Here is a 25,562-nt window from a genome sequence, read left to right as displayed (position 1 = left end):
CACCAACGGCCGGCGCAGCCGGCCACGGTCGCGGCAACAACTGTCCCGGTGATGCCTGCACGCATGTCCGGACCCTACGCGTCGACGGCTCAACGGCTGATCAGCGTTAACCCCTGCGTGATCAAAGGCGGTGTCCGGCGATCAGGAGGTCCGTTCTGTTCCCGGTGGCATCTGATCGTGCGGGCGCTGGAGACAGACCAGAGCACAGCGCGGCGAACAAACGGTCGTCGTGTCGCCGGGACCGCAGCCTGCGTGCATCCGCCTCACACGTCGCGGCGAGAGCCGTGCTGTTGCGATCTCTGGGCCACATCGTCTCGGCCGAAGCGCCGGGCGCCATTGCCGGCGGCGGTTGACCAAGGCGGCCGGTCCGGCCCTGTTTGTCGCCGGCCAGCTTCATGGGACCACTGGGGAGGAGTTTCTGCCACGAGCATGGGACCACCCGGTTGCCAGTGATGGGACCACCCGGCGTGTCACGTTCAGGTGGTTGATCACTTCCGGTTACGACTTCTGCCAGGTCATCCGACATGGCGGGGGTTCGGGGGCATGGCGTTCCGGGAGGTTTCGGTGATCGAGGTACGCGAGGTGCTGCGGGCGTGGCTGACGGGGGTCGGCCTGCGCAAGGTGGCCGAGCAGGCGGGGGTGGACCGTAAGACGGCTCGCCGGTATGTCGAGGCGGCGCAGGCGGCGGGACTGGTGCGCGAGGGCGGCGCCGGGCAGCTGACCGATGAGCTGATCGGTCAGGTCGTCGATCGGGTGCGGCCGGTGCGCGCCGATGGGCGGCACGGCGCGAGCTTGGCGGCGCTGGAGGAGCGCCACGAGCAGATCCGCGGCTGGATCAAGCAGGGCCTGCAGGTGGAGAAGATCCGCCTGAAGCTGGTCCGGCTCGGCGTGGAGGTGCCGTATCGGACGTTGCACCGCTTCTGCGTGGAGCGGTGCGCGTTCAGCCGGGGCAAGACCACCGTCCGAGTGCTGGACGGAGCTCCGGGCAAGGAGTGCCAGGTCGACTTCGCCCGGCTCGGGCTGATCTACGACCCGGCGGCCGGGCGGCGGCGGGCCGCACATGTGCTGATCTTCACGGCGGTCTACTCGCGGCACATGTTCATCTGGCTGACCTTCTCCCAGACGCTGGAGGCGGTGATCGCCGGCTGCGAGCAGGCGTGGCGGTTCTTCGGCGGAGTGTTCAAGGTGCTCATTCCCGACAACCTGAGCCCGGTCATCACCGATGCCGACGCCATCAACCCGACCTTCACCGCCGGCTGGCTGGACTACGCCCAGCACGCCGGCTTCGCCACCGACCCAGCGCGGGTCCGCGCGCCGAAGGACAAGCCGAAGGTGGAGCGGATGGTGCAGTACGTGCGCGGCAACTTCTTCGCCGGGGAGGACTTCGCCGATCTGGCCGATGCCCAGGCCCGCGCCGAGGCCTGGTGCCGCACCACGGCGGGACTGCGCCTGCATGGCACCACCTGCGCGCGTCCGGCCGAGGTGTTCGCCGAGCGGGAGGCCGCCTGCCTGCTGGCTCTGCCCGAACGCTCCTATGACGTGCCGATCTTCAAGAAGGTGAAGGTGCACAAGGACTACCACGTCGAGATCGGCAAGGCGTTGTACTCGATGCCCGGCGAATACATCGGCCGGCACCTGCTGGCCCGCGCCGACGGAGCGCTGGTCAAGCTGTTCGACCGCGGGCGGCTGATCAAAACCCACCCCCGCCAGGCCGCCGGCGGCCGCAGCACCGACCGGGCCGACCTGCCCGCCGAGCGGGCCACCTATGCGATGCGCGACATCGACACGCTGATCCGCTCCGCCCATCGGGCCGGCACCAACGTGGGCATCTATGCTGAACGGCACTTCGATGACAGCCTGCCCTGGACGCGCATGCGGCAGGTCTACCGGCTGCTCGGCCTGGTGCGCCGCTACGGCGCCGAACCTGTCGACGCCGCCTGCGGCAAGGCCCTGGAGCTGGACGTGCTGTCGGTATCGAAGATCTCGGCGATGCTCGCGGCCGGCACCGAGCACGTCCCGATTCCTGCGCCGCGCCCGGCCGCGGGTGCCGCGGGCCGCTTCGCCCGCGATCCCGCCGAGTTCAACCCGCCCCGCCGCGCCCATCTGGCCCTGGTCGGCGCCGAAGCCGCTGCACCTGGCGCCACCGACACCCCGGGACGGCCCTCATGACGCCGACCACCACCGCCACCGCCTCACCGGCATCAAGTGCAGGCAACCAGGCCGGACGGTCGGTTCGCGACCCGATCAGCGCCGACCTCAAGGCCGTCTTGCGCGCGCTCAAACTCGGCAAGATGCTCGACACCCTGCCCGAACGCCTCACCCTGGCCAAGCAGCAGCACCTGGCCCACGCCGACTTCCTGGAACTGGTGCTGGCCGATGAGGTCTCGCGCCGGGAGACCGGCTCGGCCGCGCTACGCGCCCGCGCGGCCGGACTGGACGCCGCCATGCGCCTGGACACCTGGGACGACAGCGCGGCCGTCACCTATGACCGGCAGCTCTGGAGCGAGCTGACCACGCTGCGCTTCATCGACGGCAGCAACGGGGCATTGATCTTGGGGCCGGTCGGCACCGGCAAGACGCACCTGGCCACCGCGCTCGGCCATATCGCCGTCCGCCGCCGCTACAGCACCGTCATGGCCCGCGCCGACAAGCTGTTCAAACGACTCAAGGCCGCCCGGCTCGACAACAGCGTCGAGACCGAGATGCGCCGCCTGGCCCACACGCAACTGCTCATCATCGACGACTTCGCGCTCAAAGGGCTGGACCAGATCGAGACGGCCGACTTCTACGAGCTCGTCGTGGAACGCCACCGCAAGGCCGCAACCGTGGTGACCTCCAACCGCGAGCCCAGCGAGTGGCTGGCGATGATGGCCGACCCGCTGCTGGCCCAGTCCGCCGTCGACCGGCTGGTCTCGGCCGCACACGTCCTCATCGTCGAAGGCGAGTCCTACCGGATGCGTCAACGACCCACCATCCAGCCCGCGAACGCGCCGGTCACCGGGGTGTCGGCGGGGACGAACCAAGGGAGATCACTATGATCGACTACACGACCAGGTGGTCCCTTCCTCGTGGCAACCAGGTGGTCCCTTCTCCCTGGCAAGCGACACCTGTTCGAGCCGGGCAGGTCGCCGCGGCGGTGCCACCGGTCCCAGGGAGGCTGAGCCGAACAGTCCGCCGTGGGCACCCCGACGACGACGCAAGGCTCTTCCCTGACCCTTGCCTCGTCTGAAAGATGCTGAGCCGTGGCCAGATGCGCTAGTCGGAGATCTCGACCAGCTCGACCGTCCAGGGCAGCCGTTCCTGAACCGCATCCCATCGCTTGCGGCTCAGGGTGAGGATCGGCTCGTCGAGGTGGCGTGCGGTGGCCGCGATATGTGCGGCCGCCAGGTCGGGTCGCTCACCGAGGTGAGCGGAAACGGTCGAAAGGCGTAATACGTCCTCGGGCGTGGCCAGTGGTTCGAGCCGCACCTGCTTGAGGCGGTGGATCATGCCATGCACGGCGTCGATCTGATCGATGAGCAGGCCGTGGTGCGCCACGGTCAAGGCCAGGGCCGGTACGCTGATGCGGATGGCGTGGGCATCAAGGGCGGCGACCACGTTGGTGATGGTCATATCCCCGCGCCCGAGCTCATGCAGCGTCAGATCGTCCAGCACATACCCGGTGGTCACGCGGCACTGCTGCGCTGCCGCAGGTGATCGACCATCCGCCGCACCGTCCTGTCGGCCCTGGCGGCGGCGTCCGGGTCAGCCTGGGCACGCTGCAGCTGGGCGTCGAAGGCGAGCTTCTGCCGCGTCCGGATGCTGTCGTGCTCGTCCAGAAGCTGGTGCAGGACATCGGCCACGGTGGTACCGCGGCCACCTTCGGCAATCAGGGCGTCGAGCTTGGCGCGCAACGCGGCGGGGACTTCGATCGTCGTCATGTCCGCGGTCATAGGAAAGAGCTTACTGGGAAAGGGCGCTTCCCCCAAGATCGTTCCCTGGAGGCCAACTGGCCAGTCAGCAGGGCCCGGGCAGCTTGGTTCCAGCACCGCCCAGTCACGCGGCTACGGCGCGGCGGTGGGCCCGGCAGCCGTCGCACATCCGCCGCTCATCACGTGTGGTGAGCCGGGCCGGGGCTTCGGCGGTCGGCACGGCCAGCGGGCGCTGCCCCATGGCTTCGGAGTTGTCCGGCAGGTTTCGCATCCGCTTGGCCCGGAGCGGGGACGGTGGCGCGGTTGAGGCGCTCGGCGCGAGCGCCTTGGGCGCCGACCGGGCCAAGGCGCTCCACGCGCCGATGCCCGGCGCGTTCGCCGCGGCGGCCGATGAGAGCGGCGGCCGGATCCCGTTGCCACGCGGGCAAGGTCTGGTCATGGTCTCCTGCCCTGCAACCGAGCCGGACCAGGTGCTCGGGATGGCGTACACGTGCCCGCCGATTCGTCTGGTCGAGGAATGCGTCGACCAGGGGCAGAGGGTCCAGGCGCGGCCGGCGCAGGCGGTGGCCGAGGTCGAACTGCTCGCCGTCGCCCCCAGGCGCGCGGACGGGGAATCGGCGGCGCTCTGCTGGCGGCCGCCGAGCAGACGGTGCGCGACCGCGGCGGCAAGCTGCCCTACGTCCAGGTCCGGCACGACGACGGACCGGTGCTGCGGTGGTACACGGACCGGTGCTGCGGTGGTACACCGTGCGCGGCTACCGGGTGCCTGCCAGAGAACCGGTCATCGTGTCCGTTGAAGGCAGGGCGATCGCCTTCGCCGGCACCGATGACGGGTACCGCCTGCTGGCGAAGGTGGTGGCAAGCTCGTCGACGTTGTTGCGTTGAGGTGGCTGTGCGGCGGCGTTCGGATGGCGTAGGCCCGGGGCCGGCATCGAATGGACCACTCAGGATCCCGCGCTGACACCGGCCGGTTCACGCGCCGCCGCGGCCTGACGCGGTCGACGGGCTCGCGGCGCGCACGTCGGGGCCTGGTAGGCCGCCGACGGCAGTTCACTGGCGATGTACCGGCAGCGGACTGGCGTCTCTCGGCGGACACCCCCGAGCTTGCGAGACTCTGAGGCGCGATGGTGGCGACTGCGGAGCCTGGGCCGGTGCTCGTGCCGTCGCGCGGGCCGGATCGCGAAAGGCCCGCGCGACCTGGTTGAAGCACCGTGCGGCGAAGTTGCGGATCTTGACCGGCGACCACGGGATGTCGGTACTGTCCATGCGGGAACAGTCACATGGCGCGATGCGAAGCGGGATTCAAACTCTGTGATCAACAAGCTTCCGGGGGAGGAGCCCGATGACGGCGTCTCAGCGCCCGCGGGCGTCGGCTCGTCCACGCCCGGCCAGCCCGGGCAGGCCGGCAACGGTGCTCCGCGGCCCGCTGGGGCTCGCTCGGTGCCCGCTGTGCCGGATTGGATCATGAGGGAGCCCGAAGCGGTCTTTCAGCGGGAGATCCTCGGCCGGCACGACGTCCCCTCCGCGCCGCTGGTCGGCGCGACCGAACCCGAAGAGGTCTTTCAGCGGGAGGTGCTCGACCGGCACCGCCGATCCGGCGCGGCACTCGCTGACTGCACTCCCGAACCTGGCGGCCGCGCCGTCGCCCGTCCGGCGGACGCGCAAGCCGTCGCCGCCGACCGGGCGTGGTTGGCCGCCATGATGGCCAGACGCAGTGCAGGCGGCGGGTGACCGTCGCACCAGCGCGGTAGCCCGGCTCTGGAGGGCGGGCCACCGGCAGCAGCCGGCTCCGCTCGGATTCCGCACGTGAGCGTCCCGTCGCTGGTCAACGGCCCCGTGTTCGACGTGCGGCCGACGAGCGAGCGGCTGCACAATCGGCGGCTGTGACCGCGAATTTCCCGGACTGGTCCGCATCCGGTGGGTGCTCAGGCGAGGCTCCACAGCCGGATCGTGGCGTCGAGGCCGCCGGAGACGACGACGGGAGTGCCGTCCGTGCGGGTGCCCACGGCCAGGGTGGTGATGGTGTCGGTGTGGCCGGCGAAGGGCCGGCCGAGAAGTTGCCCGGTGTCGAGGCTGCGCACCCAGACGTTGCGGTCGTCGCCGCCGGAGACGATGACCGGGGTGCCGCTGCCGTCCTTCGCCGTCACGACGGATGTGTGGGTGTTGCCTTCCTGCTTTAACGGCTCGCCCACGGGCTTGCCCGACTCCAGGCTCCAGATGCGCAGCGCTGCGGGCTCCGCCTCGCCGAAGGCGTGGTTCGGGGCTTCGGCCGCGATGACGACGCGCTGCCCGTCGCTGCGCTGCCCGATCGCCAGCCCGTACACCATGCAGGACAGGCAACTGTTGAGCGGCTTGCCGACGGGTTTGCGGGTGTCGACGTTCCAAATCCGCATTCTCGCGTCCGTGCTGCCGGTCACGAAGACGGGCGTGCCATCGGCGCGCGTGGTGACCTCGATGTCCATGACCGTGGAATAGTGACCCCACCACGGCTTGCCGACGAACTTGCCCGTGTTCAGGTTCCACATGTGGATCGTCATCATCTTGGCGCCGTCACCGCTGGAAATGATGACCGGCGTGCCGTCACGGCGTTTGCCGACCGCTACCGCGTGGACGAGCGCATGCCCGGTTCTGAGCGGCTTGCCCAGAGGTTTGCCGGTGTCGAGGTTCCACATCCGTACGGTGCCGTCCTCGCCGCCGGAGACGATGACCGGGGTGCCGTCGCTTCGCGTGCCGATCGCCAGGTCGTAGGCCGGGCGTGTGTGGCCTGTGATGGGCTTGCCGAGCTGCTTGCCCGTGTCCAGGCTCCACACGCGCAGCGTTTTGTCGAAGCCGGCCGAGACGATGACCCGGGTGCCGTCGCTGCGCTCGCCGATCGTCAGAGCGCTGATGCCGCGCGTGTGACCCTTCAGCGGCCCGCGCAGTTCCGTCCCGAAGGGCGGCGTCTGTGCCGGCCTGGTGCCAGTGAGCGGCGTCGCGGCCGCCGCCAGCGGATGGGGTGACGCGGCTCCCACCAGGACGGTCAGCGCGATCGCCAGCGTTCGGGCACCGGTCCGCACGGTATATCTCACTGGATCTCCCTCTGCGTTCCGCCATGGTGATTTGATCATGAGTCGGCATCACTGTAGCGGTGAGAGCGGTACGTTGGGGACGCTGCGGCTGGCTCCTCCACGATGCTTGCCGCGGCAGCTTCTCATGCTCCGGCGATATCGGTTCCACCTGGAGGTACGTCAGCGACGGCCCTGCGCGGCGATGAGGAAGGCCAGAATGTGTCAGGGCGACCAGCCAAGCCCCTGTGGCGGCCTGGACAGGGGATTGCGCTCGTAGTGTTGCCTTGGCAGGCTGAAGCGGTGACCCTAAAGGAGCCCGAGCGGAGCGGCTTGAGGAAGAGATCGAGGTGGCCGGGCATGGGTGAAGGTCGCACGTACGAGGTCACCGTGTCGTGCAGGTGGCCGTATGGGCTCGACCGGACAGCACCGCCGGCCGCCAGGTTCATCGATCGGTACACTGCCGAGCCGTAGCGCCTGGACCGGAGCATCCGAGAGATCACGGTTACGGCGTGGCGGATCCGGATGCGAGCCGTCGTCACCGAGGCGCCGGACACCACGATGCTCATGGTGGAGGCGAACGCCGGTGCGGGCGCGGCCGTGCGCACCGGCGAGCACCTCTTGTCCGCGTTCTTGCTGGGCGTCACCGGCGTTGCGCGGTCCATCCCGCTGCCTGCCCCGGTACGGGTATCCGCTCGTGAGCTGGCGTCCTAACTCACGAAAGAGATCGCGGGAGCGTCATCTCGCACTGCTCTCTGGGACGAGGGTCACCATCCGAGATGAAGACGGTGGCCCACTGTGGTCATCGTCGATTCCTTGTCGGCTATGAAGGTGCCCAGTAACGCCTTTGAGCAGTTCGTGGGCTGGATTCTTTCGGCCACGGCGATGGCGGCGTCAGTCGGCCGGCCTTGTACTGCTCAACCCAAATCTGCGCCGGCAGCAGGCCTGTGGTGAGACCGCCACCGCGGAAGCGTGGCCGGGAACGATGCCCAGCGGCTCGCACGGCCCCCTGCCGGCCACGGCTTCGTTCAAGGTTCCCATGGTGCCGCCGATCAGGCCGCCAACCCAGAACGATTCATCTCGCTCAAGGCAGCGCGACAAGGGCCCCTCACTCATTCGTGGAGTCCATGACTTCCTTCCCAGGCACCGGGTGGCTTGACGATTCGGGCGGTGGGCTCGCCGCCGTACCGTCCGCGTTCAGGCCGTAGGTGCAGAGCCGGTCGGCCTCCGTAGTTCGTCCCTGCCGCCGCAGCAGCCCGAGCAGACCGCGGAAGGCGCCAGGGACGCCCGCCACGATGGCCTCCAGCCACACGCCCTCAACTTCACTGTCGCGTTCTCGCCGACGGAGAAAGCGCTGCAGTTCCCACAGCGCCTCAGGGTCGCCGGCGGCAACGGCCTGGCGCAGCTCGCGCTCCGCGTGGCCGGCGCCGTGGCGGTTCTCAAGCACCCCGGCCAGTTCCCGCCAGGCACCTGGGACCTGGGACACCACCGCGTCTCGCCACCGCTGCTCGGCCTTGTCGCCGCCCCGTGCCTGGGCGGCGGCGAGTTCGTGGCGGGCGCCAGGAGCGTCGTGCGCCACGGCGTCGTGCCAGTGCTTGATCAGAGCCTTCCCCGTGAGGCTGTCCTCTCCAACACGGATCGACAACCAGGCACTCGCCACACCGGAGAGGGCGACCTGCCGGGCGAGATGCCGCGCCGCCCTGCGCTTGTCTCCGGCCTCGAACGCGCTCGAATAGTTCCAGGCGCTGGGTCCCATGGTGGTCATGCGCATGAGCTGATTCCCGCTGGTCAGCTGTGACAGGAAATCGCGCAACGCGGCCTCCTGCAGCCGAGCCTCAGGAGCATCGGGACAGTCCTGCCAGACCTTCTGCGCTTCCGCCGTCCTGCCCAGCGAGGCCAGGAGCCAGGCCAGCTCGGTGCGAGCTTGCGCCTCGCCGTCGGCAACCGCCCCGCGGAGCACCTCCTCGGTGTCCTCCCACCGCCCTTGCTCCTGGAGGATGCGTACAAGTTCGGCCCAGCACTCGGTGTCACCGGCCGCCAGGTCTTGCCGTAGCTTTTCCTCGGCCTCGCCGGTAGTCGCCGGGGTCGGGGCAGGGCGTCGGCCTGCTCGCCTGAACAGATCTTCCGCGTGTCTCAGCATGCCGCGGCGCTCGGCGTTCGCGCCCAGGCTGAGCAAATCGGCCGGTGCTGTGACGTGTTCGGTGAAGGCTTGCCAGGCGAGTTCGGGCACGCTGTGTCCCGCACGCCGTTTCAGGCCTTCCTGCAACAGATACTCGGCGAGGGCGTATCCGACGCGGTCCAGGTTGGCCGAGTCGGGGACAGCAAGCAGCAGGGCCGTGGCCGCCTCGTCGTGCCTTACCTCGGTCGCATAAGCCAGGGCGGTCTCGAACCACGCGTCGTCGTGCGCAGGCTGGTGCAGGTACGCCCGCGCCAGGGCGCGCAGCAACTCCGGTGAAAGACGTGACTGCACGCCCAGACGCCGGGCGTCGATCGCCCCCGTGATCAGTGAGCGCTCGGGTTCAGACGCGTTCTCCCAGCGCTTGATCAAGAACTGACCGCCGGCCAGTGCCTGGGTGACGCCGAAGCCGGCGGAGGCCGACGACAGGGCCCTGGCGATGCGGCCGTCTCTGGTCGCCACGGCCTTGGCCCGAGCCTGCTCCTCCCCGCTCAGTGAAGCGGCCAGGGCGACATGATGGCCCGCCAACTTGAGCGCCCGATATGCGCGGGGGTAGACAGGGGCGCCTCTGCGGTCAAGCCGCAGCAACTCCCTGTAGCGATCGGACCACATGGTGCCCACTACGACGACGCGGGTGCCACTCAGCAGGAGCCGTTTGAGCGCGTCCGGCGAGAGCTCGCTGCCCTCCTGCCGCTGCCACGGGCCCTGTAGGTAGTCCTGTAGCTCATCCAGCCAAACCACGAGCCGCCCGGGCGGGTTCGGCGAGTCCGCCAAGTCGTTGACGACCGTCCCGTCGCGGGGTGATATCAGTCGCCAGCGCGGGAGCACGGTCATGAGCGCCCAATGAGCCAGCCGCGTCTTGCCTACCGACGATTCCCCGGTCACGAGCACGAAGCCACCTCTGCGCGCCGCCTTGGTACGGAGCCATTCCAGCAACGCGCCATCAGCGTCTCTGCGGAAGTACGTTGGCATCGTGTCACCGCCCCGTAGGGCCGGAGGATGGGTGCTTTGAGCGCTCCTATCGAGCGCGTCAGAGGTTATTGAAGCGTGTACGCCGAGCAGCAGCGGATCGGCTTCCCACACTCGGACCACGTGATCCAGATCTGGATGCTGCCCGCTTTCTCCTCGGGCCTGTCCTGCGGCATGTCCAGGCTCTATGGAGCGCACGAACAGGGGCGGGAGCAACGCCAGCAAGAACGCCGCCACCAGCCAGGGCCAGCTCAGCACGCCGTCGTTGAGGACTTGGTTGATGGCTACGGCGCCGGCTGCTCCGCTTGTGGCGGCTGCGAACGTAGCGGCGGCCCAGCGGACCATTCTCCTACTCGGAGGCCATGGCATGGGCACCTCGCTTCGTACGCGTCGCGGAGATGCCGGCCTGCGGTGCCTCCACAGCCGAACGTAGGCGCGAGCATGAACAGCCGCAACTCACTCGCCGTACTCGGCGACGGCGGCAAGCGGGAGCAACTCGGCGGTGAACCGTGCGTGCTGAGAAGGAGTTCACTCGATGGGCCTCATGCGCTGAGGCCGATCCGGCCGATCGGCCTGGCCGGGCAAGGCCGCCTGCCTGGCGGCAAGCTCGTCCCGCAGCGCCGCCCGCACCTGCGGGCCGAGCCGGGACAGCCCCTCCACGAGGTCGTCGATGGCTCCCGCCCCAGGCGCCCTGGTGCTTGCTCTTGTCGTAGGGCCGACGGTCGGCGAGCCGGCCCGCAACCTCCTCGGCGGCCACGACGGCGTCGACGACATCCCGTTCACTTCACCAGAGCCTGTCCGAATCCCAGGTCAACGCCCCACGCAACGCCTTAAGAGCGGTGGGGGCACGTCATGGACCGAGGGTGGGGCAGGGCGCCAGTGTGGCCGGAAATGGGGACACGAGGGGCCCTTTGCGGATCGCACCTGATCGGGCGGCGCGTCCCCGTGGCCCCGGGCCGCCTGGATGCGGTACCGGGGTGCCGGTGAGCAGCCGTCCCGGGGGACACATTCGCGCGGGGTTGGCTGTTGGCCGAAAGCGGAACAAAGCGGCCTGCGCGCCAGCGAAGCGATGCTCGGGCGTTAGGGGAGGCGGTTCCCCTCCCCGGGGTAGGCGGGAGCGGGCGCGGGGGCGTATGTGAGGTGATCACATCCGTCTGAGTGAGCGTGCCTGGGTCCCCTGCGAGGTACAGGGAGCGGGGACGAGTCGACCGCCATGGAGTTGTTCATCGCCGCCGGCTACGACTACACCTACGCCTCGATGGTTATAGTGGCCCGTTGTCCGCGGTTCGCTCCCGATCCCGACAACGTACGCCGATTGCTGGCCGACGGCACCCGCCTGCCCGATGGGCCTTTTCGCCGCCGTGCGGCGCTTGCGTTACTGGTGGGTATCGGGCCATCTCGCGAGTGCGGCAGTCGCCTCCCGCTCGGCCTTCCAGGTTGTGCGCAGGTCGGCCAGCACGTCGCCCAGCTGATCCAGCCCGGCCCCGACAATCTGGCCGCCCTCGTAGATGCAGGCGCGCGATATCTGGTCGAAGTCGGCGATGCGCCGGTACGCCTTCTGGCTCGCGGCGCGAAGCTGCTCCATGCGGGCGCTGCGGATGACACCCTCGGCCTGCATCGTCGCCATCTGACCGGCGAGCTCCTGCCGGAGCGCGTCGGCCAGGTCCAGTTGGGCGTCAATGGCGTCATCGCCCGTGCGCTGTGGATCCGGCATGTCCTGCCTTCCCGCGGCCCTCCCGCGGCCCTCCCGCGGCCCTCCCGCGGCCCTCCCGCGGCCCTCCCGCGGCCCTCCCGCGGCCGCCCGGGCGCCTACCGTCAGCCGCCAACGTACACGCGAAGTGCCCAATCCGCTGCCGCGCCCTCGTCTTCGCGCGCGATGCCCGGGTTGCGGTGCAGGGGCGGCGCGAACCAGTACGACCGCCAGCCGACACAGGGGCGGATCACCCACGCGCCGCGCTCCCACCGCTGCCGGGCTCCGCCGGTCACCTGGGGCACCGACCGTACCGCCTGCGGCAGGTCCCGCAGGCGGCCTACGGTCCGGCGGGCTCGTGCGGCTGGCCCGGGCTCGCCGGCGTAGTCGGCGTAGCGCCGGGGCGGGGGAGCGATGACCTGCCAGGCGGCCGTGGCCTGGTCAGCAGTCCGACGCAGCCACCGCGAGATTCCCGCTGAAGGTCGAGAAGTCAAAGGGCATCCCCTCCAGCGAGCCGGTGGCGCGGGCTTCGACGCGCCACACACCCCGCTCGCACCTGACCGTGACCGCATCGTAGTCCGTCCTGCGCTTGGCGGGGATGCGATCGCTCGATCGCCGGTCACCGGTGACCGCGAACGCGCCGTTGGTATTCCGCTTGGCCAGCCAGTACTCCAGGTGGTGCGCCTGCGGCCGCTGGTCGCAGATGGCGTAAATGCGGCCCACGATGCGGCCGTCCACCACGGCCGGCGCCTCTTGCGGCGGGAACCTGATGTCGCACGCCTTCTGGCCGCCGCCGTACCCGCAGCCGCCGGCCCCGAGCAGGGAGATGAGCACGGCTGCCATGAGGGGGCGCCGCACGAACCCGGACATGATCGTCTGCCCTTTCTCTTTCCCCTCCTTCATGAAAGACCCGCGCCACAGGAGCTGCCCAGGCCCAAAGGCCGGCCCGGCGTGAAGTGCCCCTAGCGTGCACGTCAGCAACCCCCCATCGCATCGCATTCAGCGATCGGGGTGAAGGGATCTCTGGGGCGAGCGTTGGCGGCGGCATCCGATCGCACCTGGGTGGCTGGGGCGCACAGGACGGCCGGAAACCCGGGCACGCCCGGCTCTTCCTCGAGGCTCAACGGTGCCCCGGCAGATCAGTCCCCGTACGTCCGGGCAGCAGCTCACGTAGGTCGGCAAGGACCTCGTGCGGGCGCGTGGCCCTGGCTGCTGCGTTGCCGGGCGAAGAAGGCGATCGGCCTGCTGGCCCGCTGCTGGCCCGTTGCCCGGCGGCCCACGTCTCGCTCGGCGACGAACCTGATGCCGCGCATCAGGCGCGACGGCTCTGCACCGTTGAGCATCTGATGGAAGGGATCCCGTTCGGCGCCCCCACCTGAAGGTGCCGCGCTGAGCGGATCGCCGCAGCATCGCTGTACTTTCCGCCGAAACGTGAGCGGCAGTCGCGACACATCTTGCCCATGACGTCGACGATAGGCGAGGGAGAAGATGCACCTTCCAGCACTGAGTGTCAAAGAATGAGTACGTATGCACGAATCGGTTGTCACGCTTCAGGACCTGGTCGCCGCAGACCGGGCGGCCATCCGCACGATGACGCAGGCCCTCGATCAGGCGGCAGAGCGGGGCGTGGTCCTGATCCATCACGCACGCCTCGAAGAGGACATCCACCGCCGGGCTGGACGCTGCGACAGCCTGGAGGAACTCATTGACGAGTATGCCGACGCGGACGCCGGGGAGGCGGCGTACAAGCTGATCCTGATCCAGTTGTCCGCGGCCATGATGATCGAGACCAAGAACCTCGAGGCGGCCCTCGGTCACGACTGATCACGGCATCACTGGAGTGGGCGTGACTGTGGTCGCTGTTCATCCGTTCGGCGGTACCCGGCTGTCTTGCGCTGATGCGTCAGTCCCCATCGAACACGTGTAGGTGTCCTGCCTGACGGCGTCCGCCGTCCTGCTGATGAACCCCTCTCACCAGCCACCTGCCGACAAGGCCGAGGAGGAGACGGATGGCCGGTAAGCCGGGACCCCGCTCTGACAACCTGATGTGGTGGACGATGTTCGTGCTGCCGGCCACATGCGGCACCCTTGCATGGATGATGCGGGATCGGCTCGAACCCGGCACAGGACTTCTGGTTGCGCTGGCCGGATGGGGGTGCGGTGCATTGTCGGCGTTGACGATCATCTTCGACTACTATCGGCGGCCTCCAACGGCCGATAAAGCCTGCTTCGCGCCACGCCCCGACCCGTCCGGACCGGTCGGCGAATTCTGTGCTAACTCCGGCCGATTCTCCCCGCCGTGGTGGGGACGTGTGCCGGCGGCCCCTCAGAGGTAGCCCGTACCGCGTGTTCGGCGAGCGAATGCGTCCGTGATCACGGTCCTGCCTGGTCCGGCCGGTCACCTCCAACGCCAGTGACGCTCCGGTGCCACCCAGCGGCCGGTCGACCACCGTCATCCGGATGCCGGGCGGCCCGTGGGCGCGTGGCGATATGTCTCCAGCAGCTGCGGCACCTCCGCCAGTGCCAGGTGGAGTAGGCCGAAGAAGCCGGAGGCCCCAGGGCGTAGTTCGTGAGCCAGCCGCCAGGCGATCTCGCACGCCACGCGAGCGGCCTGCTCGTCACCGACGTTGATGAACCAGTCGACGAATTCGGGCTGGATCCCTTGAAGGCGGGGGTCCATGTACTCGCCGAGGCTGATCATCATGTTGAGGACAGGCCGGTTTTGCATGCTCCAGTTGTAGAACTCGGCGAACGTGAGGAATCGCTGCTCCTCGGGAGTGGGCTTGAGCCCTCTGACCTGTTCGGCGAGCAGCACGCCGTAGTGGGTGCTGACCTGCTTGGCCACACCCCACGCTCTGTCGTGCTCGCCTGTGGTGGTGAGCTCCTTGCGGCTGAGCCGCGCGAGGTAGTCGGCCCATGCCCTCGCCCCTGGGTTGCCGAAATCGTCGGTGTGTCCGCTCGCGATGGCAAGCCCGCGCTGCACGCCCTCGAGGACGCCGGCGTTCACGAGGGACACCCAGGTGCCCGGCGTGCCCATGGCCTGATCACGGAAGAAGGTGATCACGCCTTCGAGGTTGCGCCAGCGGTCGCTCGCGCCGAGTTGTGCAGCGGCCGGGCCTTCCCTGATGGATCGAAGGAATACGAGCCGATCGTCCATGCTCATTTGGTCGATGGCGTCGGCAGTAGCGTCCAGAGTGGTTGCATACGCGGCCGGGTCACTGGTGGTCATCGACGGACTGGTCATGTGCTGCCTTCCGTGGTGAGTTCGTCGTCGTGGGGGTGCGGCGCGGAGTTCCATCGTGAACGTCACGACGCCGCCGGTCGGGCTGACGGGCTCGCGCGACGGCGTGAGCTCTGAGGGCGGTGCTGCATGGCGCGGCGTGCGTTCGCACGCGTTCCGGAGGGCATCTCTTGGGCAGGCAGGACGTCTGCGTTCGCGTCAGGCATGGGCGCGCTCAGTCCGGTTTCGGCGTCTCCCCGGTCGGCTCTCTCCCGCTGTCGGCCCACCGTCCAGTCAGCCGCGGTGAATGGCTGAGGCATCATCCACCTGGCCGATGTAGGTGATGACATGAGGTGCCACCTTGCCTGCCTTGGACCTGTACAGAGCGCGTCACGTATCCCAGCAGCATCTGAGGGATCACGAGTCGCATTTGCGCCGTTGGCACACAGTTTCACATTACAAAACTGTTTGACAAGAAGTCAGAATACTTGTCCGGGCTCGTCAGGTGTGGGGCCGACTGGACATGCGCGGCCGAGCATCACCACACCGCCACCGCCGCGCAGGAGCTCCAGCGCCAGATCCCCGGCGGCCGGAGCGTCTGGCTGGACGAGAAAGGCCTGACCATTGGCCCGCCTGGTTCAGCCACCACGCGATCACGCTCGCCGCTGTTGCGGGCCTCTGGTATCGCTTCGGGGCGGGGTCATCGTGACCGGGCGCCGGCCCAGAAGACGGCATTGCCGTGTCCAAGGTGCAGAGCAGGTCACCACCATCCCGAATTAGATCGCCGAAAGGCCGGATGGCGGCAGCCGAAGCGGGAGAACCGCCTGAAACACAGGGCCTCATCGCCTGACAGCCGTCAAGGCGGGACATGACGCCCTCCCCTGCGGTACCGAAGCCTCCTCAGAGGACGAAGCCACTCTCGATAGTTGTCCCCGCCGCGGTGCTCGTCGTCGTGACCTGCTGGGTGCGCGGTTCCGGCGCGTCCTTGTGGCCCCATCCGGATGCCCGTGACGCATACTCGGCGCCACACCCGGCCGGGGATGACTTTGATCCGCTCCGGGAGTGGCGGGAGCCGCCTGTCCGCCCACATACCTGTCCGCCCACATAACGGATGCTGGCGTTCATGTGGTTCTTGAGCGCCAAGGCCGCGCCGTACTGGGTGTCAGTCTCGTTGGCCCAGTCGCTGAACGAGAGTTCGAGCGCGTGCCACCTCTGCCTGCAGCATGTCGAGAGCGCGGAGTGCCTCATCCGCGGTCGGCGTGGCAGTCGGGTCATTGACGATCCAGATTTGATCGCTGACCCCTTCGGCCGCCTGACGGACGGGGTGCAGCACGGCCGCCAGTGCGACGCGGTGCTCATCTCTCATGGCAGTACAGGCTAGCAGCCGATCGAATATCTGTTCGCACGGCGCCGCGCTCGGACCGTGCATCCGGGCGGGCGACCTTCTCCTGCCCTCGGGCCTGATGGGAGTGACGGCTGGCGGTGCCGTCGCCGGCGCGGGGATCTCGCCGGCCCTGTACGGCCTCGCCCACGCGGGTCACCTACAGGCCGCCGCGATCTACGACCACGCCGACGCGCTGTGCGCCGCCGCCGGGACGTCCATGGCCGGCGCGGTCCGCGCGCAGTACTTCGTCACCGCGGTGCACGACTTCCCCGGCGTCACGGCCGCCTGGGCCGCCAGGTACGGGGACGAGCCGCATCCTCTCTGGTGCCTGCAGGTGCGGGGCCCACTCCCGGCGCCCGGCGCCGCCCTGGTCGCCGACTTCTGGATCCACGCGCCCGAGCGATGAAGCCCTTCACGCTCGTCAGTCCGTCGAGGTCAGGCCCTCGGCGATCTTGCGCAGCTCGCGGTCGACGGCTTCGGAGGTGCGCAGGTCCTTGGCGTAGACCGGGCTGAACGAGATCTCGGCCCGCCGCCGCTCGCCCATGTTCAGGAACAGCGTGGGGGTGCCCTTCATGCCGTCCTCGCCGACGTTCTGCACGACCATGTAACCGGTGCGGTCGCCGATGGTCACCTCCTCGCCCTCCCCCTCCTGCCGGTGAACGCTGATGCGGTCGTCGACCTCCAGCACGGCCTCGTCCTCGAACACGTAGATCTGAACGCAGTAGAAGCCGTTCTTGTCGCCCTTGTAGTCGTAGGAGGTCGAGTAGCTGTCGCCGAAGGTCAGGGACCAGTTCTGCCACTGCAGGCCGTCGGGCAGGTAGCCCACCTTGACGTGCCCGAACGCCCTCCCGTCGCTGAGGTCTCCGAGGTCCTTCGGCGTCGGCCTGCCCGTGGGCGGCAGGTCGTCAATGGCGGGCGGGGGCGGTGGTGTCTCGGTGACGATCGGGGTCGGCCCGGAGCCCGTGGCCGCCGCCAGGTAGAAGGGGGCGGCGCCGGCGACGGCCACGGTGACGGCCAGCGCGGCGAGCGCGCCCCGCCTCCTCTTCCTCTTCGCGGATTGCATGACCCGCGTCCCGAGGTCGGGCGGGGCGTGCAGCGTCGCGGTCTCCTCCGCCATGAGGTGGCGGATGCGGTCCTCAAGCGCGGCCATGGCCGATCACTCCTTCCACGGATTCCTCGCCAAGCGCTGTACGCAGCTTGGCCAGCGCCTTCGAGCACTGGCTCTTGACCGTCCCGATCGCGCAGCCGAGCACCTGCGCCGTCTGGTGCTCGCTCAGGTCCTCCCAGTACCGCAGGACGACCACTGCGCGCTGCCGGGGCGGCAGGGCCCGCAGCGCGTCCATGAGCACCTCGCGCAGGTCCACGTCGTCCGAGCGTGCGGGGGTGTCCGGCAGCGCGCGCACGGGGATCATCCGCAGGATCATCCGGCGGCGGGCCCGGCTGATGGCGGTGTTCACGATCACTCGGCGCACGTAGGGCTCGGGGCTGTCGTGCCGCACCTTGTCCCAGTTTCTGTAAGTACGCTCCAGCGCTGTCTGCAGGAGGTCCTCCGCCTCCGACGGGTCCCCGCAGGCCAGGTAAGCGACCCGCAGCAGGGTCGTGGCCCTGGCCGCCACGAACGCGCCGAAGTCATGTTCCGCGCCGCCGCTCACGGCGCTGTGTCCCTATTCACTCTCCCTTATACGCCTCGGCCGTCCGCAAGGTTGCTCGTGTGCCGCAGGCAACCTTGTGGGGCGCCCGAGCGTATTGATGGGCGTCACCACGCAACCACGGAGGAAGCACATGAAGCTGGCGACCGCACCGGGGCGGCGGCTGATCGTCGCCGGGACGTGCCTGGCGGTGGGTGCCGCCGCGATGCTGGCGCTGCCGGGCCTGACGAAAGCGCAGGCCAAGGCACCGGTCACGCGACTGGCGGCCGTGTCGGCGCCGGAGGGCACGTACTGGCACACCAGGGTGTTGTCGCGCCGCGACAACTTCCGGCAGGTCGGCAGCCGCGCGAACCCGTACTGGGTGGTCAAGCAGGACCTCACCGAGCAGTGGCACACGACGGATATCAGGGGCTGGATCGGGTCCAGGGAAGCGGGGGCGTACCCGAAGAGCGCCAAGGACCGCGAGGCGTGGCGGCGGGACGGCTCGCCGGCCAGGTGGACCCGCGACGTGGCGGGCCAGACTGTGGTGCTGTCCACGCGGCCGGCCAGGGGCCACGTCACCCCGGTACGCGGCCAGAACACCACGTTCTTCCTCGCCGGGCAGTATCTGACCTACGAGGAGGTGCAGCGGCTGCCCGCGGACCCGGCCGCGCTGAAGTCCTGGCTGACGAAGGCCGCCCAGGTGCGAGGCGGCGGGAACGCCGACTCCTTCATCGCCGACCTGCTGCCCGACCTGTTCTACCGCCTCCCGGCGCCGAAGGAGGTCCGCGCCGCGGCCTACCAGGTGTTGCTGACCCTGCCCGGCGTGCACGCCGAGGGCGCCGCGCGCGACGAACTGGGCGGGAACGGCACCGCCCTGTCGATCGACCAGCAGCAGGCCACCGGCCCGAAGGCCGAGAAGGGGAAGAGAACGCGGCGGCTGATCGTCGACACCACCGGCATGGTCCTGCTCTCGGACACGCACAAGGCCGAGCGGCCGGGCAACGACAACATCGATCTCGTTCTGGAGGCCGGCTGGACGAACGCCGCGCCCGCGGTGCCCGCCCTGCCCTGATGAGTCGGCTACCAGATTCGTCGGCAGTGCTCCGGCGTGCGCGGGTGGTGCACTCCTACACCGACCCGAGCTTCCACTTCCCCACCACCGCCGCGATCTTCTACAACCGGCTGCTGGTGGTGAACGCGCAGTTCGACCAGTACCCCGACGGGCTTCCCTTCCCATGCGGCGATGCTGGAGGCACTGGCCGCCGCGCTGGAGGACGGCACCGCGATGGGCGGCTCGTACCCGACGGTGAACGGCAGCTGCGAGCTGCGCTGGGCCGCCGAGCCCGCCCCGCTGCCGGGCGGATGCGCGGGCGGGCCGCGTCCGACCCCTACCCCCACGCCGACCCCGCAGCCGCCCACCGAGGCGGACAAGCGCGCCACCGGATGCCTGCCCGCCCGCCACGCCTCCCGTCGTGCTCCTGTCGTGCGCCCCCGCGCGCTGCCGTCACGGCCGAGGTGAACGCCACCTGGCGGCGCACCGAGCGCTGGCTGGCCCGGCACGCGCCCGCCACATACAAGAGCCTGCGCCCGCCGGCCACGCCCCAGGCGATCGCGCGGGCAGAGGCCGCCATGGGCGCGCACTTGCCCGACGACCTGCGCGCCTCGCTGCTGCGCCACGACGGGGCACGCGATGGGGGCTTCTCCTTCCCGCCGATCTACACCGCCATGTCGATACGCGGCATCCAGCACGACTGGCAGGGCAACTGCGACATCACCCTCGACGACCCGCAGTTGAGCCCGCACTGGTGGCACGGCCGCCTGATTCCCTTCGGCTACGACGGCACCGGCGGCAGCCTGTTCGTCGACCCGGACACCGGCCGCACCGGCAGCTGGCACAACGAGGACGGCCTGCACACCGACGACGGACGTCTGGCCCTCCTACCTGGCCCTGCTCAAGGCCAGCGCCCGCGCCCTGGAACGCGGCGAGCCGGTGCGCGGCTGGCATCCCCGCGTGCAGAAGGGCCGCTTGGACTGGCGCCCTCGGGGGTGAACGGTGCTTGCCGCAACGCTCAGGTGGCGTGGCGGCGCGTCCGGCGCCCCCGCGCAGCTCGGCCGCCTACCGTGGCGACATGGGAGAGCAGCAGGTAGAGGTTGTCACCGCAGAGGATGACAACCCCGCCTTCCCGCTGGGCCGCCCAGTGACGTTCACGTGGACACGCCGTGGTGGACGGGCACGCACCTACCGGGTGGAGGAGGTCCTACAGGCGTGGGCGACGACCCGGCAATGGTGGCGGGACGATCTGCCCTTCAAGGCGCCACTCGACATCTGGCATTACCGCTTGCAGGCCCGTTCGCAACATGGCGGGGGAGTGCTGGTGTTGTCGTTGGACGTCGCCCGGCAACGATGGTCGCTGCAAAAGTTCGAAGCCGGTTGACCCTGCTGGGCGGCGGAGTGGTGACGCCACGGTCGCTCTTGTGGGTCGCGTCCTCGGAGATCTCGGACGCGACCCTCTTGTTGCCGTCGCCGGCGCAGCCCGGCTCGTAGGTCGCGCGCCGCTCGGAGCGGAGCGGTGGAAGGCCGTCAGGCGTTCGGCGTGTGTGGCCAGGCGCGCTCTCGCGCCGACCTGTGCCCGTCGTGTGGAGCCGTCGTTTCGTGCGGCGGCCGACCTCGCGCGGCGGCCGCATGACAGGCTCGTCAAGACGGCGGGGCTGCGCGCTGCGGTAGAGCGCTCGGGCGAGGCACCAGGAAAGGGGAATGCCTGCGATGGCCCGGCAACGCCGCTGTGCCGTCCTTGTTGCCGTGCCGGTCAGAGGCCAAGCGCGAGGCAGGCGAGCGGAGCGCGTATTTGTCGCGATCGTCGCTGTGACCTGCTGCTGATGTTTCGATGCTCAGCACCTGCGCAGCGTGGCGGGCCGCAGCTCGCTCTGGGCCCAGAGTTCGTTCGCGAGCGTGAACATGGACGCGGCCTCGTACAGCGCCGTGCCCGGCCTGGCGACCGTCCAGGCCGGGCACCTGATCCCGCCGTTTCCCGGCGGCTTGTGGCGCGTCGCGAAGCCGTTACAGGACGGAGTCACGGGTCGTTGAGCGATCTCTCACACCGAGCATGTCTGGCGGTCCTGTTCAGCCTATGGCTACGCCGCGGGCAAGTGCCCTGAACAGCGCCGCACCTCGCTTGGTGAGATCCACCCGGCGGCCCTTGTCATGCCGGGCGCCCAGCAAGGTCAGGCCGCGCTCGGAGAGCGCGACGAGGTCGCTGCTGTGGATGTTGCCCCCGGGGCGGGTCATGGATTCGGGGTAGACGTACAGGTCGCCGCAGTAGGCGCGGCGCAGGAGGTCGATCTGCGCAGCCGAAAGGCTCACGCCGGCTCACCCCCCTTTGTGGCCGCTCGCACCAGCGTGCACGGCTGCCCGGCACGGCCTCATCCAGCGTGCTCCGCGTCGGGCATGATCTCGTTGTGCTCGGTCAGGTAGGCGTCGGCAAGGGCGCGCTGCTGCGGCGAGGACGGGCGCGTCCTCACTGTGGGCCTGAAGGCGGGACCGTAGCCACCTGGCGACGTCGGCGCGGCTCGGCATGTCGGGAAATCCGAAGGCAGGGTGGTGCTCGCGGACGAAATCGTAGGCGTAGGTGTAGGGATAGCGTTCCGGGCTGGCCGGCGTGGGCTGTTGGACGCTGGCGATCGCGTCGATGATCCAGGCGGGCAGATCGTGCTCGTCAGCGGTGGCCAGGGTGGTAGCCGTGGCCAGGCGGCGGGCGACCATGCCTGCGGCGCGCAGGTCCGAGGCGATCCTGCGGGCGTACTGGTGCGCGTGCAAGGCGTGCGGGACGTCGGCCGTGGCCTGGGCGTCAATCACCGATTGGGCGATCGTCTCCGTCAGGATGTCAGGCTTCATTGTTTCGTCGAGCCCACCGCCTCCGGCCGGCCCCTCGACCGTCCCGCAGGCCGCCACCGCCCCCTCCATCCCGCAGACCAGCCCCCGCTCCAGCCGGAGCCCGGTCCGCGAGAGGGGCGCCGTGCCGCCGTCGGAAGGCGCCCAAGAAGCGTCGAGGACCGCTCCGGCGAGCACGCTGACGACCGGCAAGACGAAGGCGGCCCGCCCGACCCGGACCCCGTCCCCGGCCGTCGCCCCCAGCTCGGAGCACGTACCTCCGGGCCAGACACGCGAGCCCCCGGGCCGGGTCCAGGGCAACGGCCCCACCACTCCGCCAGGGCACAACAAGTAGGGCTGCGCGACGCGCGGGCGGCCTGCCATCGTGGGCGGCCTGCCGTCGTGGGCAACACGCCGTCGTGGGCAACACGCCGTCGTGGGCCGGCGGGACATGTGAGCCGGTAGGGCAGACCGCGGCGGTTCCACCCTCATCTCCACCCTTCTGAGGTGCCGCTCCACCCACCCACCTTCTTAGCGTTCTGGCATGGACAAACGGCTTGAACTGCTGCAACGCCTGCTGGACGCCAACGGGGGCAAAGTGAACGGGAAGTTCTTGATCGCGGTCATCGTCGTGGCCCTGATCGTGGTCGTCGGGTTCCTCGCGTTCCGCCTTATCTTGGTGGACATGATTCTCAGCCTGCGGGACGCCCGCTAGCACATGCGCGAGGTGTGGGGGCGAGTCACCCGGCTGCTGGCCGCCGACGACCCCGAGACCGGGCGGCTGACCAGGGTGCTGCTGACCCTGGTCCTCGCCTGGTCGCTGGTGGTCGCCTCGCCGGGCCGGGCGGCGGCGCTCGTGTGGTCGGCGCCGGGCGTCGCGATGCTCTGCTGGCTGGCGTTCGTCCTGCTCGATGGCCGCTACCCCACGCCCGCCAGGGCCTCGTTCGCCGGACGTGTCCCCGTAGCGCCCACGGTGCTGCTCGCGGCCGGGTCCGCGGTGGCGGCAACGGTGGCGGGGTCGGAGTCGGCGGCGCCCACGGTGTTCCTGTTCGCGATGTTGCTGCTGTACGCGGCGCACATGACGCCGAGCATGCCGGCCATCTGCCTGGTCACCGCGGCCGACCTGGGGTTGATGGCCGGGAGCCTGGTCTGGTTCGACAGGCCGCGGACGTCGATCCTGGTCCAGGGCGTGGTGATGGTGTGCACGGTGCTGTTCGCGCTGCACCGCCGCCAGTACCGCCGCGCCCTCCAGGACCGGGCCCGCGCCATGGCGCTGGACGAGCGCGCCCGCATCGCCAGGGAGCTGCACGACGTGCTCGCGCATTCGCTCGGTGCGCTGGGGGTGCAGCTCGACGTGGCCGAGGCGCTGCTGACCGAGCGAGGGGACGTGGAGGGCGCGGTGGCTCGCATCCGCCGCTCGCGCGGGCTCGCCAGGGACGGGCTGGTGGAGGCGCGGGCGGCGGTGGCGGCGCTGCGCGAGGACGTGCCCCCGCTGCCGGACGCGCTCGGCCTGCTGGTGACCGAGCATCGCCGGGACCACTCCGTACGGGCCGAGCTGCGCACGACGGGGACGCGGCGGCCGATCAGCCCCGCGGCCGAGGTCTGCCTGCTGCGCACCGCCCGCGAGGCCCTCACCAACGCCGCCAAGCACGCGCCGGGCCGGCCGGTGACGCTCGAGCTGTCGTACGGCGAGCACTCCGTCTGCCTGACGGTCCGCAATCCCTCTCCTGCCCGGGAGCACGCGGGAGAGCAGCCTGCGCGTCGCACCGGGTACGGGCTGGCCGGGATGCGGGAGCGGGTGGCGCTGGCGGGTGGGACGCTGGGTGCCGGGCCCGTCGGCGGGACGTGGGAGGTGCGGGCGGAGGTGCGGGCGGAGGTGCCGGAGTGAAGGTGCTGGTGGTGGATGACCAGCAGGCGATGCGCGAAGGGCTCGTGGCGCTGCTTGACCTGGTGGACGGGGTCGAGGTCGTGGGGGATGCCGGTCAGGGCGAGGAGGCGCTGGGGCTGGTGGCGGAGCTGCGGCCGGACGTGGTGCTGATGGATCTGCGGATGCCGGTCATGGACGGTGTGGAGGCGACGCGGCGGATCGCCCGCGAGTATCCCGGGGTGGCCGTGGTGGTGCTGACCACGTACGACGACGACCGGTCGGTGGACGCGGCGCTGCTGGCCGGGGCGCGCGGATACCTGACCAAGGACGCGGGGCGGGCCGAGATCGCCGCGGCGCTGCGCTCGGCCGCCGCGGGGCAGTCGACGTTCTCGCCCGCGGCGGCCAAGCGGCTGGTCGAGGTGCTGTCCCGGGGCGCCGCCGAGCCGGTGACCGTCTGCCCGGACGGGCTGACGGTGCGGGAGGTGGAGGTGCTCCGGCTGATCGCGCGCGGGCTCAGCAACGCCGAGATCGCCGCCCGGCTGTTCATCGCCGCGACGACGGTGAAGACGCACATCAACAACGCCTTCGGTAAGATCGGCGTGCGCAACCGCACCGAGGCCGCCCACTACGCCCGCGACCGACTCTTCTGAACGGCGCAGGCTCCTGGGCATCCGCGGTCCCGGTCTCAGCCTCCGATCGCCGGCGCGCTTTCGACAACCGCCTCGGCCCTGGTGTCCTGTCTCGGCGTCAGGGTCGTGAGCAGGCCCACCAGATGGTCCGCGATCGCGGAGATGGTCGGCTGCTGCCACAGCAGGGTCGCGGGGAGGCGGCAGCCGAAGCGCTTCTCCAGCCGCCGCCTGACCATGACGGTCATCACCGAGTCCAGGCCCTGCTCGACGAGGGGACGCCGGACGGCCAGGTCCTCCGTGGCGAGCCTCATCACGGCCGCGATCTCCGCGCGGACCTCCGTCTGGACGTGCTCGCGCAGTTCCTCCGGCGGCAGGCCGGCGAACGAGTCCGCGGGTTCCCGGAGCTCCTCCTCGGCCGCCGCGGGCGCGTCGATCACCGGGTAGCGGAGCCCGGACAGGTGTCCCACCACGCGGCCGTCGGCGTCGGCCAGGAGCGCCTGTACGGTGTCGTCGCCTGCCGAGTCGACGGCCGCCTCGATGATCACGGTCTCCGGCGGCGCGCCGGCCAGCACCACCTCGTCGATGTGCACCACCATGCGCAGCACCGGGTCGCCGGGGAACACGCAGGGAACCACGGACATCACCGCGTCCAGCGCCGGCGCCCACGTCGGCGGCGCCTCAACCGGCTGCCCGTCATCCGGCTGCCCGTGATCCGGCTGCCCGTGATCCGGCTGCACGGTGCGGACCGTGGCGCGGAGTACTCCGTCCTCGTCAGCACTGGGATGCTCCGCGTTGGAGCCGTCCTCAGGCCGTGCGATCTCGTCCAGGCCGATGACGTCTCGCAGGAAGCGCACGCCCTCGGAACGCTCCCCGTAGAGCTCGAAGAAGCCCCGGCACATCGCTGCCCCTGCGACAGTGCTCCCATGGAGGTATGGCGGGACGGTGTCATGGCACACGATCCAGGTGCCGTCGCGGAGCGTATCCTCGGTCAACTGCTTCAGCCGTTGCGGCTTCAACCCCATGCGGTTGCCTGGGTGATAGATGCACGTCGTGCACTGGTCCTCAAGAACTCGCGCGCCGTGCGGACCGATGATGTTGGCGTTGCGCTCGTCTGGATCCTCGTCTGCCTGCTGCAGCTGTGACGCCTCTTGGGCTTTGAGGGCAGCTTCCCGC

Annotated in this window: 32 protein-coding genes; 16 read left to right on the top strand and 16 right to left on the bottom strand. The window is 69.9% G+C overall.

Annotation, left to right across the window (positions count from 1 at the left end; translation table 11 throughout):
• The first annotated feature begins 543 nt into the window (after positions 1-543).
• Positions 544-2,169 carry an IS21 family transposase gene (gene istA / locus ACTWPW_RS47830; RefSeq protein WP_443172697.1) on the top strand — a complete coding sequence of 542 codons (1,626 nt, stop codon included), beginning with the start codon at positions 544-546 and terminating at the stop codon, positions 2,167-2,169.
• A complete protein-coding gene (gene istB / locus ACTWPW_RS47825) occupies positions 2,166-3,038 on the top strand; it encodes an IS21-like element helper ATPase IstB (protein WP_443172696.1) in 873 nt (290 codons plus the stop codon). Before istA ends, istB begins: the two co-directional genes overlap by 4 nt.
• A gap of 217 nt (positions 3,039-3,255) precedes the next feature.
• Here istB and ACTWPW_RS47820 read toward each other — a convergent pair whose 3' ends face one another.
• The 3 genes from ACTWPW_RS47820 to ACTWPW_RS47810 form a co-directional block, all read right to left on the bottom strand.
• Complete coding sequence (locus tag ACTWPW_RS47820) at positions 3,256-3,669, bottom strand: hypothetical protein (protein ID WP_443172695.1); 414 nt, start codon at positions 3,667-3,669, stop codon at positions 3,256-3,258.
• Positions 3,666-3,932 carry a hypothetical protein gene (locus ACTWPW_RS47815; RefSeq protein ID WP_443172694.1) on the bottom strand — a complete coding sequence of 89 codons (267 nt, stop codon included), beginning with the start codon at positions 3,930-3,932 and terminating at the stop codon, positions 3,666-3,668. Before ACTWPW_RS47815 ends, ACTWPW_RS47820 begins: the two co-directional genes overlap by 4 nt.
• Positions 3,933-4,035: 103 nt before the next feature.
• Positions 4,036-4,605, bottom strand: a complete 570-nt coding sequence (locus tag ACTWPW_RS47810) for a hypothetical protein (protein ID WP_443172700.1) — start codon at positions 4,603-4,605, stop codon at positions 4,036-4,038.
• On the opposite strand from ACTWPW_RS47810, the gene ACTWPW_RS47805 reads away from it, so the two are divergent.
• Positions 4,561-4,872: a hypothetical protein gene (locus tag ACTWPW_RS47805; RefSeq protein WP_443172693.1), complete on the top strand. Its 312-nt coding sequence runs from the start codon at positions 4,561-4,563 to the stop codon at positions 4,870-4,872. The two genes, ACTWPW_RS47810 and ACTWPW_RS47805, sit on opposite strands and share 45 nt — an antisense overlap.
• A 503-nt stretch (positions 4,873-5,375) precedes the next feature.
• Positions 5,376-5,642 carry a hypothetical protein gene (locus tag ACTWPW_RS47800; RefSeq protein ID WP_443172692.1) on the top strand — a complete coding sequence of 89 codons (267 nt, stop codon included), beginning with the start codon at positions 5,376-5,378 and terminating at the stop codon, positions 5,640-5,642.
• Positions 5,643-5,836: 194 nt separating this feature from the next.
• On the opposite strand, the gene ACTWPW_RS47795 is transcribed toward ACTWPW_RS47800, so the two are convergent.
• On the bottom strand, positions 5,837-6,979 hold the full coding sequence (locus tag ACTWPW_RS47795) for a WD40 repeat domain-containing protein (RefSeq protein WP_443172691.1): 1,143 nt from the start codon (positions 6,977-6,979) through the stop codon (positions 5,837-5,839).
• Between the two features lie 501 nt (positions 6,980-7,480).
• Here ACTWPW_RS47795 and ACTWPW_RS47790 point away from each other — a divergent pair.
• Entirely contained in the window at positions 7,481-7,669 is a 189-nt protein-coding gene (locus ACTWPW_RS47790; RefSeq protein WP_443172690.1) for a hypothetical protein, read from the top strand.
• 394 nt (positions 7,670-8,063) lie between these two features.
• Here ACTWPW_RS47790 and ACTWPW_RS47785 read toward each other — a convergent pair whose 3' ends face one another.
• The 4 genes from ACTWPW_RS47785 to ACTWPW_RS47770 all read right to left on the bottom strand — a co-directional run bounded on the left by ACTWPW_RS47785 (position 8,064) and on the right by ACTWPW_RS47770 (position 12,693).
• Complete coding sequence (locus ACTWPW_RS47785; protein WP_443172689.1) at positions 8,064-10,022, bottom strand: hypothetical protein; 1,959 nt, start codon at positions 10,020-10,022, stop codon at positions 8,064-8,066.
• Positions 10,023-10,628: 606 nt separating this feature from the next.
• A complete protein-coding gene (locus ACTWPW_RS47780) occupies positions 10,629-10,874 on the bottom strand; it encodes a hypothetical protein (RefSeq protein WP_443172688.1) in 246 nt (81 codons plus the stop codon).
• A gap of 601 nt (positions 10,875-11,475) precedes the next feature.
• On the bottom strand, positions 11,476-11,814 hold the full coding sequence (locus tag ACTWPW_RS47775) for a hypothetical protein (RefSeq protein WP_443172687.1): 339 nt from the start codon (positions 11,812-11,814) through the stop codon (positions 11,476-11,478).
• A 417-nt stretch (positions 11,815-12,231) separates the two neighbouring features.
• Positions 12,232-12,693: a hypothetical protein gene (locus ACTWPW_RS47770; protein ID WP_443172686.1), complete on the bottom strand. Its 462-nt coding sequence runs from the start codon at positions 12,691-12,693 to the stop codon at positions 12,232-12,234.
• Between the two features lie 296 nt (positions 12,694-12,989).
• Here ACTWPW_RS47770 and ACTWPW_RS47765 point away from each other — a divergent pair, with 296 nt between their 5' ends.
• On the top strand, positions 12,990-13,169 hold the full coding sequence (locus tag ACTWPW_RS47765; protein WP_443172685.1) for a hypothetical protein: 180 nt from the start codon (positions 12,990-12,992) through the stop codon (positions 13,167-13,169).
• A 148-nt stretch (positions 13,170-13,317) separates the two neighbouring features.
• On the top strand, positions 13,318-13,614 hold the full coding sequence (locus ACTWPW_RS47760; RefSeq protein ID WP_443172684.1) for a hypothetical protein: 297 nt from the start codon (positions 13,318-13,320) through the stop codon (positions 13,612-13,614).
• 628 nt (positions 13,615-14,242) lie between these two features.
• Here the strand turns inward: ACTWPW_RS47760 and ACTWPW_RS47755 are convergent.
• Positions 14,243-15,019 carry a hypothetical protein gene (locus ACTWPW_RS47755; protein WP_443172683.1) on the bottom strand — a complete coding sequence of 259 codons (777 nt, stop codon included), beginning with the start codon at positions 15,017-15,019 and terminating at the stop codon, positions 14,243-14,245.
• Between the two features lie 1,153 nt (positions 15,020-16,172).
• Positions 16,173-16,376: a hypothetical protein gene (locus tag ACTWPW_RS47750; RefSeq protein ID WP_443172682.1), complete on the bottom strand. Its 204-nt coding sequence runs from the start codon at positions 16,374-16,376 to the stop codon at positions 16,173-16,175.
• A 97-nt stretch (positions 16,377-16,473) separates the two neighbouring features.
• Here ACTWPW_RS47750 and ACTWPW_RS47745 point away from each other — a divergent pair, with 97 nt between their 5' ends.
• On the top strand, positions 16,474-16,800 hold the full coding sequence (locus tag ACTWPW_RS47745) for a RidA family protein (RefSeq protein WP_443172681.1): 327 nt from the start codon (positions 16,474-16,476) through the stop codon (positions 16,798-16,800).
• A 15-nt stretch (positions 16,801-16,815) separates the two neighbouring features.
• Here the strand turns inward: ACTWPW_RS47745 and ACTWPW_RS47740 are convergent, their stop codons facing one another.
• Positions 16,816-17,544 carry a hypothetical protein gene (locus tag ACTWPW_RS47740; RefSeq protein ID WP_443172680.1) on the bottom strand — a complete coding sequence of 243 codons (729 nt, stop codon included), beginning with the start codon at positions 17,542-17,544 and terminating at the stop codon, positions 16,816-16,818.
• Complete coding sequence (locus tag ACTWPW_RS47735) at positions 17,531-18,046, bottom strand: SigE family RNA polymerase sigma factor (RefSeq protein WP_443172679.1); 516 nt, start codon at positions 18,044-18,046, stop codon at positions 17,531-17,533. Before ACTWPW_RS47735 ends, ACTWPW_RS47740 begins: the two co-directional genes overlap by 14 nt.
• A 130-nt stretch (positions 18,047-18,176) precedes the next feature.
• Between ACTWPW_RS47735 and ACTWPW_RS47730 the strand changes: the two genes are divergently transcribed.
• From ACTWPW_RS47730 to ACTWPW_RS47715, 4 genes are all read left to right on the top strand, one after another.
• Complete coding sequence (locus ACTWPW_RS47730; RefSeq protein WP_443172678.1) at positions 18,177-19,097, top strand: hypothetical protein; 921 nt, start codon at positions 18,177-18,179, stop codon at positions 19,095-19,097.
• Between the two features lie 171 nt (positions 19,098-19,268).
• Positions 19,269-19,544: a hypothetical protein gene (locus ACTWPW_RS47725; RefSeq protein ID WP_443172677.1), complete on the top strand. Its 276-nt coding sequence runs from the start codon at positions 19,269-19,271 to the stop codon at positions 19,542-19,544.
• Positions 19,541-20,173 carry an SMI1/KNR4 family protein gene (locus tag ACTWPW_RS47720; RefSeq protein WP_443172676.1) on the top strand — a complete coding sequence of 211 codons (633 nt, stop codon included), beginning with the start codon at positions 19,541-19,543 and terminating at the stop codon, positions 20,171-20,173. The genes ACTWPW_RS47725 and ACTWPW_RS47720 overlap by 4 nt, the downstream gene beginning before the upstream one ends.
• Complete coding sequence (locus ACTWPW_RS47715) at positions 20,155-20,460, top strand: DUF6504 family protein (RefSeq protein WP_443172675.1); 306 nt, start codon at positions 20,155-20,157, stop codon at positions 20,458-20,460. Before ACTWPW_RS47720 ends, ACTWPW_RS47715 begins: the two co-directional genes overlap by 19 nt.
• A gap of 454 nt (positions 20,461-20,914) precedes the next feature.
• On the opposite strand, the gene ACTWPW_RS47710 is transcribed toward ACTWPW_RS47715, so the two are convergent.
• The 3 genes from ACTWPW_RS47710 to ACTWPW_RS47700 are packed head-to-tail and all read right to left on the bottom strand — an operon-like array spanning position 20,915 to position 21,917.
• Positions 20,915-21,100, bottom strand: a complete 186-nt coding sequence (locus ACTWPW_RS47710) for a hypothetical protein (protein ID WP_443172674.1) — start codon at positions 21,098-21,100, stop codon at positions 20,915-20,917.
• Positions 21,101-21,146: 46 nt separating this feature from the next.
• Positions 21,147-21,386: a hypothetical protein gene (locus ACTWPW_RS47705; RefSeq protein WP_443172673.1), complete on the bottom strand. Its 240-nt coding sequence runs from the start codon at positions 21,384-21,386 to the stop codon at positions 21,147-21,149.
• Between the two features lie 6 nt (positions 21,387-21,392).
• Positions 21,393-21,917: a hypothetical protein gene (locus tag ACTWPW_RS47700; RefSeq protein ID WP_443172672.1), complete on the bottom strand. Its 525-nt coding sequence runs from the start codon at positions 21,915-21,917 to the stop codon at positions 21,393-21,395.
• 520 nt (positions 21,918-22,437) lie between these two features.
• On the opposite strand from ACTWPW_RS47700, the gene ACTWPW_RS47695 reads away from it, so the two are divergent.
• From ACTWPW_RS47695 to ACTWPW_RS47685, 3 genes are read left to right on the top strand one after another with little or no spacing between them, the layout of a single operon-like run.
• The gene (locus ACTWPW_RS47695; protein ID WP_253748043.1) at positions 22,438-22,608 is read left to right on the top strand and encodes a hypothetical protein; all 171 of its coding nucleotides are present in this window, start codon (positions 22,438-22,440) and stop codon (positions 22,606-22,608) included.
• Positions 22,609-22,611: 3 nt separating this feature from the next.
• On the top strand, positions 22,612-23,781 hold the full coding sequence (locus ACTWPW_RS47690) for a sensor histidine kinase (RefSeq protein ID WP_443172671.1): 1,170 nt from the start codon (positions 22,612-22,614) through the stop codon (positions 23,779-23,781).
• A gap of 2 nt (positions 23,782-23,783) precedes the next feature.
• Positions 23,784-24,410 (top strand): response regulator, encoded by a 627-nt coding sequence (locus tag ACTWPW_RS47685; RefSeq protein WP_443172699.1) that lies wholly within the window; start codon positions 23,784-23,786, stop codon positions 24,408-24,410.
• A 35-nt stretch (positions 24,411-24,445) separates the two neighbouring features.
• On the opposite strand, the gene ACTWPW_RS47680 is transcribed toward ACTWPW_RS47685, so the two are convergent.
• Positions 24,446-25,288, bottom strand: coding sequence for a phosphopantetheine-binding protein (locus ACTWPW_RS47680; RefSeq protein ID WP_443172670.1), 843 nt, complete (start codon positions 25,286-25,288; stop codon positions 24,446-24,448).
• 24 nt (positions 25,289-25,312) lie between these two features.
• Between ACTWPW_RS47680 and ACTWPW_RS47675 the strand changes: the two genes are divergently transcribed.
• Entirely contained in the window at positions 25,313-25,531 is a 219-nt protein-coding gene (locus tag ACTWPW_RS47675; protein WP_443172669.1) for a hypothetical protein, read from the top strand.
• Positions 25,532-25,562: the final 31 nt, after the last annotated feature.

This window comes from Nonomuraea sp. KM90, from assembly GCF_052246675.1.
Classification (GTDB): Bacteria; Actinomycetota; Actinomycetes; order Streptosporangiales; family Streptosporangiaceae; genus Nonomuraea.
This window is presented reverse-complemented; position numbering and strand designations above follow the sequence as displayed.

What these genes read in the sequence shown, in the direction of transcription:
- istA (WP_443172697.1), top strand. Translation starts at nt 544, where the DNA reads ATGGCGTTCCGGGAGGTTTCGGTGATCGAGGTACGCGAGGTGCTGCGG.
- ACTWPW_RS47715 (WP_443172675.1), top strand. Translation starts at nt 20,155, where the DNA reads ATGGGAGAGCAGCAGGTAGAGGTTGTCACCGCAGAGGATGACAACCCC.
- istB (WP_443172696.1), top strand. Translation starts at nt 2,166, where the DNA reads ATGACGCCGACCACCACCGCCACCGCCTCACCGGCATCAAGTGCAGGC.
- ACTWPW_RS47760 (WP_443172684.1), top strand. Translation starts at nt 13,318, where the DNA reads ATGCACGAATCGGTTGTCACGCTTCAGGACCTGGTCGCCGCAGACCGG.
- ACTWPW_RS47690 (WP_443172671.1), top strand. Translation starts at nt 22,612, where the DNA reads ATGCGCGAGGTGTGGGGGCGAGTCACCCGGCTGCTGGCCGCCGACGAC.
- ACTWPW_RS47800 (WP_443172692.1), top strand. Translation starts at nt 5,376, where the DNA reads ATGAGGGAGCCCGAAGCGGTCTTTCAGCGGGAGATCCTCGGCCGGCAC.
- ACTWPW_RS47675 (WP_443172669.1), top strand. Translation starts at nt 25,313, where the DNA reads ATGGAGGTATGGCGGGACGGTGTCATGGCACACGATCCAGGTGCCGTC.
- ACTWPW_RS47725 (WP_443172677.1), top strand. Translation starts at nt 19,269, where the DNA reads ATGCTGGAGGCACTGGCCGCCGCGCTGGAGGACGGCACCGCGATGGGC.
- ACTWPW_RS47680 (WP_443172670.1), bottom strand. Translation starts at nt 25,288, where the DNA reads ATGTGCCGGGGCTTCTTCGAGCTCTACGGGGAGCGTTCCGAGGGCGTG.
- ACTWPW_RS47780 (WP_443172688.1), bottom strand. Translation starts at nt 10,874, where the DNA reads ATGTCGTCGACGCCGTCGTGGCCGCCGAGGAGGTTGCGGGCCGGCTCG.
- ACTWPW_RS47750 (WP_443172682.1), bottom strand. Translation starts at nt 16,376, where the DNA reads ATGAGAGATGAGCACCGCGTCGCACTGGCGGCCGTGCTGCACCCCGTC.
- ACTWPW_RS47745 (WP_443172681.1), top strand. Translation starts at nt 16,474, where the DNA reads ATGGGAGTGACGGCTGGCGGTGCCGTCGCCGGCGCGGGGATCTCGCCG.
- ACTWPW_RS47770 (WP_443172686.1), bottom strand. Translation starts at nt 12,693, where the DNA reads ATGAAGGAGGGGAAAGAGAAAGGGCAGACGATCATGTCCGGGTTCGTG.
- ACTWPW_RS47775 (WP_443172687.1), bottom strand. Translation starts at nt 11,814, where the DNA reads ATGCCGGATCCACAGCGCACGGGCGATGACGCCATTGACGCCCAACTG.
- ACTWPW_RS47740 (WP_443172680.1), bottom strand. Translation starts at nt 17,544, where the DNA reads ATGGCCGCGCTTGAGGACCGCATCCGCCACCTCATGGCGGAGGAGACC.
- ACTWPW_RS47695 (WP_253748043.1), top strand. Translation starts at nt 22,438, where the DNA reads ATGGACAAACGGCTTGAACTGCTGCAACGCCTGCTGGACGCCAACGGG.
- ACTWPW_RS47790 (WP_443172690.1), top strand. Translation starts at nt 7,481, where the DNA reads ATGCGAGCCGTCGTCACCGAGGCGCCGGACACCACGATGCTCATGGTG.
- ACTWPW_RS47815 (WP_443172694.1), bottom strand. Translation starts at nt 3,932, where the DNA reads ATGACCGCGGACATGACGACGATCGAAGTCCCCGCCGCGTTGCGCGCC.
- ACTWPW_RS47730 (WP_443172678.1), top strand. Translation starts at nt 18,177, where the DNA reads ATGAAGCTGGCGACCGCACCGGGGCGGCGGCTGATCGTCGCCGGGACG.
- ACTWPW_RS47755 (WP_443172683.1), bottom strand. Translation starts at nt 15,019, where the DNA reads ATGACCACCAGTGACCCGGCCGCGTATGCAACCACTCTGGACGCTACT.
- ACTWPW_RS47700 (WP_443172672.1), bottom strand. Translation starts at nt 21,917, where the DNA reads ATGAAGCCTGACATCCTGACGGAGACGATCGCCCAATCGGTGATTGAC.